The 13,228-nt window shown below is 54.0% G+C and carries 9 protein-coding genes; 7 read left to right on the plus strand and 2 right to left on the minus strand.

All coding sequences use genetic code 11. The annotated features are described in order from the left end of the window. The first annotated feature begins 21 nt into the window (after nucleotides 1–21). The 7 genes from BOC67_RS18955 (at nucleotide 22) to BOC67_RS18985 (ending at nucleotide 11,270) form a co-directional block, all read left to right on the plus strand. Complete coding sequence (locus tag BOC67_RS18955; protein WP_291912430.1) at nucleotides 22–4,383, plus strand: CusA/CzcA family heavy metal efflux RND transporter; 4,362 nt, start codon at nucleotides 22–24, stop codon at nucleotides 4,381–4,383. Nucleotides 4,384–4,393: 10 nt separating this feature from the next. Then, a complete protein-coding gene (locus BOC67_RS18960; protein ID WP_291912432.1) occupies nucleotides 4,394–5,533 on the plus strand; it encodes an efflux RND transporter periplasmic adaptor subunit in 1,140 nt (379 codons plus the stop codon). A gap of 292 nt (nucleotides 5,534–5,825) precedes the next feature. Then, entirely contained in the window at nucleotides 5,826–6,806 is a 981-nt protein-coding gene (locus BOC67_RS18965) for a glycosyltransferase (protein ID WP_291912433.1), read from the plus strand. A 33-nt stretch (nucleotides 6,807–6,839) separates the two neighbouring features. Beyond that, the gene (locus BOC67_RS18970) at nucleotides 6,840–8,111 is read left to right on the plus strand and encodes a glycosyltransferase family 1 protein (protein ID WP_291912435.1); all 1,272 of its coding nucleotides are present in this window, start codon (nucleotides 6,840–6,842) and stop codon (nucleotides 8,109–8,111) included. Next, nucleotides 8,108–8,665 (plus strand): HAD family hydrolase, encoded by a 558-nt coding sequence (locus BOC67_RS18975; RefSeq protein WP_291912436.1) that lies wholly within the window; start codon nucleotides 8,108–8,110, stop codon nucleotides 8,663–8,665. Before BOC67_RS18970 ends, BOC67_RS18975 begins: the two co-directional genes overlap by 4 nt. Before the next feature lie 11 nt (nucleotides 8,666–8,676). After that, entirely contained in the window at nucleotides 8,677–10,158 is a 1,482-nt protein-coding gene (rfaE2, locus tag BOC67_RS18980) for a D-glycero-beta-D-manno-heptose 1-phosphate adenylyltransferase (RefSeq protein WP_291912437.1), read from the plus strand. A gap of 5 nt (nucleotides 10,159–10,163) precedes the next feature. Beyond that, a complete protein-coding gene (locus tag BOC67_RS18985; protein ID WP_291912438.1) occupies nucleotides 10,164–11,270 on the plus strand; it encodes a glycosyltransferase family 9 protein in 1,107 nt (368 codons plus the stop codon). Here BOC67_RS18985 and BOC67_RS18990 read toward each other — a convergent pair. Both BOC67_RS18990 and BOC67_RS18995 read right to left on the minus strand, forming a co-directional pair. Then, nucleotides 11,232–12,236 carry a glycosyltransferase family 9 protein gene (locus tag BOC67_RS18990; protein WP_291912439.1) on the minus strand — a complete coding sequence of 335 codons (1,005 nt, stop codon included), beginning with the start codon at nucleotides 12,234–12,236 and terminating at the stop codon, nucleotides 11,232–11,234. The two genes, BOC67_RS18985 and BOC67_RS18990, sit on opposite strands and share 39 nt — an antisense overlap. A 6-nt stretch (nucleotides 12,237–12,242) precedes the next feature. Then, complete coding sequence (locus tag BOC67_RS18995; RefSeq protein ID WP_291912440.1) at nucleotides 12,243–13,226, minus strand: glycosyltransferase; 984 nt, start codon at nucleotides 13,224–13,226, stop codon at nucleotides 12,243–12,245. Nucleotides 13,227–13,228: the final 2 nt, after the last annotated feature.

Raw genomic sequence — 13,228 nt, forward strand, 5'->3', positions numbered from 1 at the left:
TAATGCCAATCCTTTATTATCATGCTTAATAAGATTATTAGCTTTTCCGTAAGGAACAAGCTGATCGTTGGGCTGTTTGTACTTGCATTGATCGGCTGGGGCGCCTTTGAAGTAACCCGCCTGCCCATTGATGCCGTGCCCGACATTACCGATAACCAGGTACAGGTGATTACTGTATCGCCAGCTTTGGGCGCGCCGGATGTGGAGCGGCTCATTACCTTCCCGATAGAACAGTCGTGCAGCAATATTCCCGGACTGAAACAGATCCGCAGCTTTTCCCGCTTCGGGTTAAGCCTTGTTACCATTGTGTTTGACGATGCGACCGACGTGTACTGGGCCCGCCAGCAGATTGCAGAGCGGCTCCAACAGGTGCAACAGGAAATCCCCGCAGGCGTGGGCTCCCCGGAAATGGCCCCGGTGACAACCGGTTTAGGAGAGATTTATCAATATGTAATACGGCCTAAACCCGGCTATGAAAGCAAGTACGGCCCTATGGAACTGCGCACCATCCAGGATTGGATCGTACGCAGGCAATTGTTGGGAACGCCCGGGATTGCGGATGTGAGCAGCTTCGGGGGAAGACTCAAGCAATATGAGATCGCCGTAAGGCCCGGCCAGCTGCAAGCCAACAACGTGACCATTGCCGATATTTTTGACGCGCTGGAAAAAAATAATGAGAATACCGGTGGCGCCTATATTGAGAAAGGCCCAACGGTGTTGTATATACGAAGCGAAGGGCTTACCCAGAGCATCGATGATATTGAGAAGATCGTGGTGAAGACGCTGCCAGGCGGTATGCCGGTGCTGATCCGCGATGTAGCCACCGTACAGCTGGGCTCCGCCACCCGCTACGGGGCCATGACCTTCAACGATAAAGGAGAAGTAGCCGGCGCGGTGGTGATGATGCTGAAAGGCGAAAACTCTTCCGCCGTAATCAAACGGGTAAAACAGAAAGTAGCGGAAATCCAGAAATCCCTGCCGGAAGGCGTGGTGATAGAGCCTTTCCTGGACCGTACCAAGATGGTGAACAACGCCATCAAAACCGTGGAAACAAACCTGATAGAAGGCGCGCTGATCGTGGTATTTGTACTGGTGTTCTTCCTCGGCAACCTGCGGGCAGGGCTGATCGTATCCTCTGTCATCCCGCTGTCGATGCTGTTTGCCATCATTTTGATGAACAAGTTTGGCGTGGGCGGTAACCTGATGAGCCTTGGCGCCATCGACTTCGGACTAATCGTGGATGGAACGGTGATCGTGGTGGAAGCCATCCTGCACCGGTTCAGCCACTCCAAAAAGTTCAAGACCCTGATGAAGGTAGACCAGGCCACCATGGACGAAGAAGTGAATTCCAGTACGGGGCATATGATCAAATCCGCTGTGTTCAGCCAGATTATTATCCTCATCGTGTATATTCCTATCCTCACGCTGCAAGGTATTGAAGGAAAGATGTTCAAGCCCATGGCCTTTACCGTAGGCTTCGCGATCTTAGGCGCCTTCCTCCTTTCCATTACCTACGTGCCGATGATGAGCGCTCTCTTCCTCAGTAAGAAGATCAGTCATAAGCAGTCGTTGGCGGACAAGATGATGATTTGGCTGGAAAGGCGTTACCAGCCGCTGTTAGGCAGGGTGATGTATTATCCGAAAACCATCATTGCCGGCGTGCTGGCATTGCTGGCTGCAGCCGTTATCATTCTCGGCGGGATGGGAGGTGAATTTATCCCGCAGCTGGAAGAGGGCGACTTTGCCGTTGAAACCAGGCTGCTGACCGGGAGCAATTTGAATACCACCATCCAGGCCACCCAGCAGGCTTCCGGCATTTTGCTGAAAAAATTTCCGGAGGTGGAGAAGGTAGTGACGAAGATTGGCAGCGCGGAGATACCTACAGACCCCATGCCGCTGGAAGCCAGTGATATGATGATCATCCTGAAGGATAAGAAACAATGGACGTCCGCAAAGAGCTTCCCCGAACTGGCGGAGAAGATGACCAAAGAGCTGGGCGCCGTTCCCGGCATCAGCGTAGGCTTCCAGTTTCCCGTACAGATGCGCTTCAACGAGCTGATGACGGGGGCCAGGCAGGATGTGGTGTGTAAGATCTTTGGGGAAGATTTGGATTCCCTTGCATTATATGCCAATCATTTGGGAGAAATCATTAAAACAGTGGACGGCGCCGTGAACCTCTACGTGGAAACCGTAACAGGTATGCCGCAGTTGGTCATTGCGTACAACCGCGATGCGATGGCGCAGTTTGGCCTCAACGTGGCGGACATCAACCGGGTGGTCAACACCGCTTTTGCAGGCCAGGCTTCCGGCGTGGTGTATGAAGGCGAAAAGCGGTTTGATATGGTAGTGCGCCTCGCTGCGGATGCACGCACCAACATCAGCGATGTGCAAAACCTGCTGGTGCCAACGCCTGCCGGCAACCAGGTGCCTTTGCAGCAGGTAGCGAAGGTGGAAGAGATAGAGGGCCCTAACCAGATACAGCGGGAAAACACCCGCCGCCGTATCATCGTGGGCTTCAACGTAAGCGGCCGCGACGTGCAGACCATCGTACACGAGCTGCAGCAAAAAGTGGAAGCAAAGCTGAAGCTGCCTGCCGGCTACTCCATCGTTTACGGCGGGGCTTTCGATAACCTGACCGCCGCCAAACAACGTTTGTCCATTGTAGTGCCGGTGGCGCTGCTCATGATATTCCTGTTATTATATATGGCGTTTAACTCGGTAAAGCAGGGACTGCTGATCTATACGGCCATCCCGTTGTCCGCCATCGGCGGCATACTCGCCCTCCGGGTGCGGGATATGCCTTTCAGTATATCCGCCGGCGTTGGGTTCATCGCCCTCTTTGGGGTGGCGGTACTCAACGGGATATTGCTGGTAACGGAATTTAACCGCCTTCGTAAGGAAGGCTGGACGGATGTGCGAAGGATCGTCATCCATGCGACTAAAACGAAACTCCGCGCCGTGCTGATGACCGCGCTGGTGCCTTCGCTCGGCTTTATCCCCATGGCGGTGAGCCAGGGCGCCGGCGCCGAAGTGCAGAAGCCGCTGGCCACGGTGGTGATCGGAGGTTTAATCATATCTACCATGCTTACACTTTTTGTACTGCCTGTTTTCTATATCCTTTTTGAAAAAGGATTCGGATTTTTCAGGACAAGGAAGGCACTCACGGTTATGGCTATACTCTGCCTGTCGTTGCCGTTTGCAGCCCGCGCCCAACAGCCGGTATCGCTGGACAGCGCCCTGCAGAAGGCCCTGCGCAACAACCTGCAGGTACAGGCGTCCCGGCTGGGAGAGCAGTATTACCAGGCGCTCAAACGCAGCAACCTTGAATTTGATAAAACCAATGTAGGGGTGGAGTACGGCAGGATCAACAGCGTAGCCAATGATAATCGCTTTACGGTTTCGCAGGGCATACAGTTTCCAACGGTGTACTCCCGCCAGCGGGCAGTGAACAATACAAATATCCTCCTCAGTAAGCTGAATACTTTACAGAAGGAGCAGGAAATAAAAGCCGCCGTAAAAGAGCTGTATTATGCGCTGCTGGTGATGCAGCAGCGGGAGCGGCTGCTGTTGGAGGCGGACAGTATGTACAGCATATTCCTGCAAAAGGCGTCCCTCCGTTTTAAAGTAGGGGATACGGACGTGCTGGAAAAATCCACCGCGGAAAACCAGCGTCAGCAGATTGCCAACCAGCTGGCCACGTTGCGTACGGATTACCAGGTGGCGCTGCAGCAGTTCAGGGTATTGTTGAACGAGCCGGAAGTTGTGACGCCGCAGCAGGAGCAGCTGGTGTACCATTTACCGCTGCTGCCCGATACAACGGCCATTGACAGTACGCCCCTGGTGAGCCTGCAGCAGCAACTGGTAAACAGGAGCCGGCAGGAGTACCGGCTGGAAAAAAGTAAGTTGCTGCCTACGCTTAACCTCGGCTATAATAACATGAGCATCATCGGCTACCAGCGGGTAGGGAATGAGGAGCAGTATTTCGGTAGCGGGGATCGCTTTTCCTCTGTCAGTGTAGGCGTTGGCGTGCCTATTTTCAACACCGGTCAGCGCGCCCGCATCAAAGCCGGTAATGTACAGGTAATGCAGCAGCAGCGCGAGTTGGAAGCCACCCGGCAGCAGCTGGGCAATGCGCTGGAAAATGCCCTGGCCGTGTATAACCGTAACCTGAGCCTGTTACAGAATTATGAAACCCTTACCCTGCGCAATGCAAAGCTCGTGATCGACGCGGCGAACAAACGCATGGTGAGCGGTGAAATCGGCTACCTGGACTGGGTGATCCTCGTTAACCAGGCGCTGGAAATGAGGAGCAGCTATTACAGCACCATTGAGCAGCTAAACAACGCTGCTTTTACAGTAGAAAAATTGAGCGGTAACATTTAATATACAATTGATGAAAAAGATTATTCCTATCATATGCGCAACGTCCATACTCTTTGCCTGTAAGAATGGCGAAAAGCCGGCGCAGGAAGCCGTTGCGGACACCGCCGCGGTGGTGGACGCTACCACCGTTGAGCTCACGCCTGTACAATTGAAGAACGGCCATATCGAAGTTGGCGCTCCCGTTACCCGTACCATGGCGGCGCTGCTGCGGGTAAACGGCGTGGTGGACGTACCGCCGCAAAACGTCGTATCCGTCAGCATGCCGCTGGGGGGCTACCTCAAAACCATGAAACTATTGCCGGGCATGCCTGTCAGCCGGGGTCAGGTGTTGGCCACCCTCGAAGACCCGCAGTACATCCAGCTGCAGCAGGATTACCTGATGGCGAAAAGTAAACTGCGCTACCTCGAGGCGGACTACCTGCGGCAAAAAGAACTCAACGAATCCAAAGCCAACAGCGATAAAGTATTCCAACAGGCTAAAGCAGAATACGAAGGGCAGCGGGTAACTGCCGGCGCCCTGCGGGAAAAGCTGCTGCTGATCAACATCAACCCCGATAAACTGTCGGACGGCAATATTACCCGCTCAGCCAGCATCTATGCCCCCATATCCGGGTACGTTACAAAAGTGAATGTAAACGCAGGCAGGTATGTAAGTCCGACGGACGTGTTGTTTGAGCTCATTAACCCTGCGGACCTGCACCTGAGCCTGACAGTTTTTGAAAAGGATATTGATAACATCTCCGAAGGACAAAAAATTACCTGCTATGCAGTAAACAACCCGGGTGAAAAATACAGCGCCACCGTGCACCTGATTAACCGGAATGTGGATGAAAGCCGCAGCAGTGAAGTGCATTGCCACTTTGATAAGTATGATAAAAAGCTGGTGCCCGGCATGTTCATGAATGCGGAAATTGCCCTGAACAATGCACAGGTACAGGCTGTGCCGGATGATGCCGTGGTGAAGTGGGGTAACAAACCTTATGTATTCATTGCGGATGGCGCCAATAAATTTACCATGCTGCCGGTGGAAACAGGGACCCAGTTCGATGGCTTCACCGCCATTAAAACAGACCTCAGCGGCAAACAGATTGTAACGAAGAACGCCTATACGTTGCTGATGAAACTCAAGAATACCGGGGAAGACGAATAGTGCGCACTTTCCTCTATGCGGGAGGACGCGAGCGTGCCCGGGCCACCATGGCTCCGGCACGCTCGTTGTATTTTTGTGGAGATTCCTTCATGTAATGTCCATTAACCGCTCACTACACATTCCACATATGCCCGCACTTGTTATCTCATTTTAGTTAGTAACCCAAACAAACGAACGACTTGTTTGCACAAGCGTTTGCATCGGGCTCATGGAGAGCCTTTCCCTGCGCTTTATGGTGCTGTATTTCAGAGTGGACCGCTAATTGACTGAATGTTAATTAAAGACACGAAGTATGCACCATTTCTCCAATCGCCCGAAAGTATTCACCTGGCATATCCATGGAAGCTACCTGTACTACCTGTCGCAGGCTAACCTGGACATTTATATACCGGTAACCCATTCCCGCCACGAAGGCTACTATGGCCGTGGCAATACTTTCCCGTTTGGCGACAACGTGCATGAAATTCCCGCGCATGCCATTAAGCAGATGGAGTTTGACTGTATCCTCTTCCAATCCGAAAAGAATTACCTCATTGACCAGTACGAAGTGCTGAGTGCCGCCCAGCGCAGGCTGCCAAGGATTTACCTGGAACATAACTCGCCCGTGAGCGACCCGGTAAACCAGCGCCATGTGATGGACGATCCGGATATCACGCTGGTACACGTAACCCATTACAACAAACTGATGTGGCATTGCGTAGTGCCGGATATCGTGGTGATACCCCATGGCGTAACGGAAAGTTCCGTGCCTTATGCAGGCAATGTAGCCAGGGGATGCACCTGCATTAACCATATCGAGCAACGGGGCCGTGCGCTGGGCTGGGATATTTTCAAAGCAGTGTCCAAAGTGATTCCGCTGGAGCTGGCCGGAATGGGCAACAAGGCGGGTATCGGCGAGGTGCTGCACCCGCAGCTGCCGGAGTTCAGGAGCCGCTTCCGATTTTACTTTCACCCGGTGCGCAATACCAGCCTGGCGCTGGCGGTATGCGAAGCTATGATGCAGGGCCTGCCGGTGGTGGGGCTTGCTACCACGGAGTTGTCGACCGTTATACAAAACGGCGTAAACGGGTATGTACATACGGACATTGATTTCCTCATCGAAAAGATGCAGCTGTTGCTGAATGATATGGCACACGCCACTTTGCTGGGGGCGGGCGCAAAGGAAACGGCGATGAAGCTGTTTAATATCAAAAGGTTCACGGACGACTGGGAGCGGCTGGTATCCAGGGTGGTAGCGCAGGGGCCGGCTATTCATAGCCCCCTCCGGTTTTGAAATAACGTTGTTGTATAAACGAAAACTGATGATATGAAAAGAATTGCATTTATAAGCGAGCATGCGTCCCCATTCGCCATATTGGGTGGCGTAGATGCCGGCGGGCAGAACGTATATGTAAGCGAGCTGGCCAAACAGCTGGCTGCTGGCGGCTACCTCGTGGATATTTTCACGAGGCGGGAGAGCCCGGATGTACCGCGTTGCGTACAATGGGAGGAGGGCGTACGTGTGATTCATGTGGATGCGGGCCCGCCCGAGGTGGTGAATAAGGAAAAGCTGCTGCCGTATATGGCGGCCTTCCGGAACGATATGCTGGCCTTCATTAAAAGCAGCGGTATCCGGTACGACCTGATGCATGCCAATTTCTTTATGTCCGCCCTGGTGGCCATGGAAATAAAGGCTATCCTCAACATTCCTTATGTGGTTACTTTTCACGCGCTGGGGCATATCCGCAAGCTGCACCAGGGCGAGCAGGATCAGTTTCCGGCAGAGCGGGTCCATATTGAAGAACAGGCCATGCATACCGCGGATGCGATTATAGCGGAGTGCCCGCAGGACCAGGAGGACCTGCTGCGGTATTATCATCCGGCGGCGGAAAAAATAAAAATTGTGCCTTGCGGCGTAAACCTGGACGAATTATACCGCATCGAAAAACAGGCGGCCAGGGAGCGTTTGAGTTTACCGCAGGACGAGATCATATTATTGCAGCTGGGCCGCATGGTGCCGCGCAAGGGTATAGATAACGTGATACGCTCCCTGGCGTCCCTGGATTGCCAGCGCAGGCATATCCGTTTGTTGGTGGTGGGGGGAGATGCCAATCTCGCCGAGCAAAAAGGTACCGAGCTATTCAGGCTGCGTCAGGTGGCCATAGAGGCGGGGGTACAGGCCGCCGTTACTTTCACCGGCCAACGTAAACGCGATGAGTTAAAGTATTACTATTCCGCGGCGGACCTCTTCATCACTACGCCGTGGTATGAGCCTTTCGGCATTACGCCGCTGGAAGCCATGGCCTGCGGCACGCCGGTGATAGGGGCCGATGTGGGCGGTATCAAATACAGTGTAGCCGACGGCGTTACCGGCAGGCTCGTGCCGCCGAACGACCCCGATGCGCTGGCAGGCGCAGTAGATAGTCTGCTGGCCAATCCGCAGGCGCTGACAGCCATGGGCGCTCAGGCCATCTCCCGGGTAAAACGCTTATTTACCTGGAATAAGGTAGCTAGCCAGCTGGATGGCATCTATTCCAATATTATTTCCAGGTATAAAACCGCGACCAAAGAGTTGTCGGAATTCAGGAGGGCGGTATGAGGCAGGCCATATTTATAGACAAGGACGGTACGCTTATTACAGACGTTCCCTACAATGCCGACCTGGAAAAGATCAGGCTGGAACATGCTGCAGGAGCTGCTTTGAAGCGGTTGCACGATGCGGGCTATTACCTGATACTGGTTACCAACCAGGCAGGCATCGCGCATGGCAAATTCCCGGAAGGCATGCTCTGCGGGGTGTTTAAACGAATCAACCAGTTGTTACTGGAAGAGGGACAGGTGGAGATTGACCGGTTTTATTACTGTCCGCACCATCCGGAAGCGAAGCTGAAAAAATACCGCAAGCCCTGCGACTGCCGCAAGCCTTTGCCGGGTATGCTGCAGCAGGCTGCGCTGGAAAACAATATCGACCTCGCCAATTCCTGGATGATAGGCGATATACTGGACGACGTTGAAGCGGGCAACCGCGCGGGATGCCATACCATCCTGATTGATAACGGAAACGAAACAAAGTGGGAGCCGGGCGCATACCGCAATCCCACGCTGGTAGCCAACGGGCTGCTGACCGCTGCTGAAATGATTCTTCACGATTAATACCATTGTTTATGTACGATACCGATTTTGAACAACTGTATGCGGCCTTCAAAGGCAAGAAAGTGCTGGTGCTGGGCGATGTGATGCTGGATGTGTACATGAAGGGAGTAAGCACCCGCCTCTGTCCGGATGCTACGGCGCCGGTACTGGAAGTGGAAAATTGTGAGTACGCCCCGGGCGGCGGCGCCAACACGGCCATCAACCTGGCTGCGCTGGGCGCAAACGTTACCTGTGTAGGCATTGCAGGGGAGGATGAAGATGCGGCCAGGCTCCGGGAAATCCTTTTTACCAAGGAGGTAAACGCTTTCTTTTTTACGCCGGAGAACCGCCGTACCATTTGTAAAACCCGGCTGATGGCCGGCGGGCAGCTGATTGCCCGGTTTGATACCGGCACGGAAGAATTAATCTCTCCCGCAACAGCCCGGCAGATCATCCAGCAGCTGGAAATGTTATACCCCCAATTTGATGCTATTGTAGTAGCGGATTACCGCAAAGGGCTTTTTACCTCCGGCGTGATTGCCGCGTTGCAGCGCCTGCAACGCCAGCATCAGCGGTTGCTGGTGGTAGATGCCAAGAATCTCTCTTTATATAAAAAACTACATCCTACACTGGTTAAACCCAACAGCAAAGAAATTGCAGCCCTGCTCAACGTTTCGCTGAAACCGGGCGACCGGCTCAGGAAACTGCGCGAAATGGGCAGCGAGATACACGCAGTCACCAATGCTTCCATCACCGCGGTAACGCTGGATGAAGACGGTGCGTTGATATTTCTCGGCGATCAGCTGGTATCCTACACCCCGGCTGAAAAAGTACATCACCCGCATGTATCTGGCGCCGGAGATACCTACATCAGTGCGTTTACCCTCGCCTTGCTGGGCAATGCAACTGCGGAAACCGCTGCCGCCTTCGCCTGCAGGGCTGCTGCTATTGCTGTTTCCAGGCCGGGTACCGCCACCTGCGCGATCGATGATATACTGGCCTCTACTGTGGCCCATGGCAAGCTGATAACGGGCATGGATACACTGGAAAAGCTAGCTGCGCTTTACCACAGCAGCGGACAGCGCATCGTGTTCACCAACGGCTGCTTCGATATCCTACACAGCGGGCATGTGAATTACCTGCGCCGCGCAGCCGCCCTGGGGGATGTGCTCATTGTGGGGATTAATACGGACGACAGCATCCGCCGCATCAAAGGCAGTGAAAGACCGGTGAACAGCCTGGCCGAGCGTATGCAGGTGCTGGCCGGCCTCAGCGTAGTGCAACACGTGATACCTTTCGGCAGCGAAGAAGACGATACGCCGGTTAACCTCATCCGCGCCGTCAGGCCGCACCTCTTCGTTAAAGGCGGAGATTATAATATGAAAGACCTCCCGGAAGCCCCGGTGGTAGAAGCCCTCGGCGGAAGCGTAATGCTGCTGCCGCTGACAGCCGGCAGATCCACCAGCGCTATCATCCGGAAAATCAATGAAACCAAGTTGTCGAACCACGCATAACGGAAATGGATAAACGCTGGAAGTCCTGTAAGAAAATACTTTGCGTACGCCTCGATAATATGGGCGACCTGTTGATGACCTCGCCCGCGCTCATGGCGCTTTCGGCCACGCTGGACTGCCACCTGACGGTGCTGTGCTCTTCCATGGCGGCAGGCATTGCGGCGGATATCCCCGGGATTGATGAAGTGATTGTATTCAATGCCCCCTGGATGAAGCTGGAAGCTACGGCGGACTGGGCAGCTTACCAGCGGCTAGTGGAATTGCTTGCCGGCAAGCAGTTTGATGCCGCTATAATTTTTACCGTATTTAGTCAAAACCCTTTACCTGCAGCGATGCTGGCCATGCATGCCGGCATTCCGCTGCGTTTGGCTTATTGCCGTGAAAACCCTTACCAGTTGCTTACGGACTGGTTACCGGACAAAGAGCCGATTGAATACATCCGGCACCAGGTAGAGCGGGATCTCTACCTGGTGCAATCTATCAGCATGGATACAGGCGATACGCACCTGCAGTTACATGTACACGAGGAGTTATGGGCTCACCTTTCCGGCCGGCTCGCCGGGATGGGGGTAGACCTGCAGCGGCCGTGGATAGTAGTGCATCCTTCCGTCAGCGATAAAAAGCGGCGCTATGATAAAGAGAAGTGGATGGTGGTGTGCCGGGAGTTACGTAAACGTACCGGTTGCCAGTTGCTGATTACCGGCGGGGATGAGGAAGAAGCGTTTTGTGCAGAGCTGGCAAAGCTGACGGGCGGCATCAGCCTGGGCGGCGCGCTCAGCCTGCGGGAGCTGGTATTGCTGGTTGCCAGGAGTCCGCTCTTATTATCCGTCAATACCGGGGCCGTACATATTGCAGCGGCCACCCAAACGCCGGTAGTGGTGCTGTATGCCCTTACGAATCCCCAGCATACGCCCTGGAAGGTGATGCATGAAGTGCTGGTGTTTGACGTACCAGAACATATGCAGAGTCATAACCAGTTGTTGGTATATGCCGCCGCCCGGTCCCAGGCGGTGAGTTATAAATTTGCTACTCCCGCCAATGTGATCAACACGGTATGCCGCCTCTGGCAACAGTTACCTGTTGCCGGCGAGTACGGGCATCGTGCGCAATAGCAGTGAATCCGTTTTATGTAATATCCGGTCGTAATTTTTGCTGGTGGTCCAGTCGTGCGTATAATGCAGATTATCATCCAGCGCGCCCCAGCGGTGCGGCTCTCCGTCCATGCTGATCACGATGGAGGGCGTTTGCAGTGCGGAAGCGATATGCGCCACCCCGGTGCAGTTGCTGATCAGCAGCCTGGATTTCTGCAACAGTACCGCCATGGAGCCGAGGCTGGTTTTACCGCATAGGTTGACCGCCGGGTAGCGCATATAACTGATTACTTCCTGTACAATATCCTCTTCCCCGGCAACGCCGGTAATGATCACCTTGAAACCGGTATCCGCTACATAGTCCGCCAGCGCTGCGAAGTAAGGGGCCGGCCACCTGCGCCAGCTGCCTTTACTGCCGGGATGCACTACAATAAACCTTTTTTCCCCGTAAGGAATATGCAGTTTATTGTACTCGTCCTGGTCCTTATCGGTGACGGGGAATTCAATCATGCGGTTGGGCGTGGCAATGCCCAGCTGTTGCAGTAAAGCCAGGTGCCGGTCTATTTCATGCAGCGTTTCCGGGTAATGGATGAAGAGGTTGTTGTCATCCGCATAATCGCCGTCCGGCCGGAAGCCGGCTGTGAATCCCGCTTTCATGCCGCTGAGCAGTTCATTGACGATGGTGCCGTTACCCTGCATTTGCAGGAGCAGATCAAATTGCCGGCGGCGCATATTTTCCATGAAGACCGGGAACTGCTCTTCGTCCGGGATCTGCTCCGGCAGGCCGGGATAGCCGGGGAACAGGATGAGCTCATCAATATACTTCGCGAAGCGGCTCTGGAAGGCGCTGGCCCAGGGCAGGCCTATGAGCGAAATGTGAGCGTCAGGATAGTGTTGACGCAGGGCCCTGAATGCAGGCGTGGTGCATAGCAGGTCTCCCAGGTGTAACGCCCTGAATACGGCAATTTTTTTGAAATCTCTTTTCATTGTCGACTAAACAAAAAAGGTTTTGTACCGGATATTTCCATAAAAGTGCCAGTAGATAGACAGGAAGGGAATGGCCGCTGAAGTGACCAGCATTTCCAGTACATGACTGGCGCTGCGGCTTGTTTTTTCCAGCCTTTGCATGGTGAACGACAGCCAGCAGATTACCCAGATGAGGAACAGCAGCGCGGACTGTTGCGGATGGAACGGCAGCAGTACGAGCGCGCCCAGCAGGGAGAGGCACATCAGGTAATAGAGCGGCCGCGGCTTCTGGCGTACGCGCACCTTGTAGAGGTCCGGGTATTTGCTGTAAAGGAGTGCATTGTACACGCCTTTGCGCTGGTCCCGCATGCTCACTCCCCAGGGCGCTTTGTTTACCGGGTGTTCTACCATGGCGCGTGGTACGTATTTAATCTGGATGTTTGCTTTGAGGAGTTTGAATTCCAGGTCGCTATCCTCCCGCCAGGCCATGCGGAAGCGCTCATCGAATCCGCCGCAAAGCTCCATGGCCGTGGCATTGCAGGCGCAGTTGGCGGTGATGAATTCCGCAGTGGATAGATGGGAGAGGTTCAGCGCATGGTCCGTACACTGTTCCCGCTGCGGCAGCGGCACAACTACTTTACCGGTGAATGCCTGCGCCGTATCATCGTTCTTGAATGCTGTCCAATAGTGCAACAGCCATTGTGAATCCGGGATGCAATCATCGTCGGTAAAAGCGATCAGCTTCGCGTTTGCATGTTTCCATCCCAGATTCCTCGCGGCTGCGGGCCCTTTTTTTTCCGGCAGTTCGTAATAGCGCAATTGCATGTTGGTGAGTTGCTGCCAGTTTTCTGTAACCTTGCGGGTGACGTCGTCAGGTCCGTCACTGACAACGATCACCTCGTATTCATTTTCCTTGAACTCCTGGAATGCCAGGGCTTGCAGGCATCTGGACAGTAACTCCGGGCGTTTGTAACTGGGTACTACTACCGAAATCTTCAAAGGGTTTTCCATAG

The sequence above is a fragment of the Chitinophaga sp. CB10 genome (assembly GCA_001870995.2).
In the GTDB taxonomy this organism is placed as follows: domain Bacteria; phylum Bacteroidota; class Bacteroidia; order Chitinophagales; family Chitinophagaceae; genus Chitinophaga.

Coding starts and splice junctions, on each gene's coding strand:
- BOC67_RS18955 (WP_291912430.1), top strand. CDS start 22: ATGCTTAATAAGATTATTAGCTTTTCCGTAAGGAACAAGCTGATCGTT.
- rfaE2 (WP_291912437.1), top strand. CDS start 8,677: ATGTACGATACCGATTTTGAACAACTGTATGCGGCCTTCAAAGGCAAG.
- BOC67_RS18975 (WP_291912436.1), top strand. CDS start 8,108: ATGAGGCAGGCCATATTTATAGACAAGGACGGTACGCTTATTACAGAC.
- BOC67_RS18960 (WP_291912432.1), top strand. CDS start 4,394: ATGAAAAAGATTATTCCTATCATATGCGCAACGTCCATACTCTTTGCC.
- BOC67_RS18995 (WP_291912440.1), bottom strand. CDS start 13,226: ATGGAAAACCCTTTGAAGATTTCGGTAGTAGTACCCAGTTACAAACGC.
- BOC67_RS18990 (WP_291912439.1), bottom strand. CDS start 12,236: ATGAAAAGAGATTTCAAAAAAATTGCCGTATTCAGGGCGTTACACCTG.
- BOC67_RS18965 (WP_291912433.1), top strand. CDS start 5,826: ATGCACCATTTCTCCAATCGCCCGAAAGTATTCACCTGGCATATCCAT.
- BOC67_RS18985 (WP_291912438.1), top strand. CDS start 10,164: ATGGATAAACGCTGGAAGTCCTGTAAGAAAATACTTTGCGTACGCCTC.
- BOC67_RS18970 (WP_291912435.1), top strand. CDS start 6,840: ATGAAAAGAATTGCATTTATAAGCGAGCATGCGTCCCCATTCGCCATA.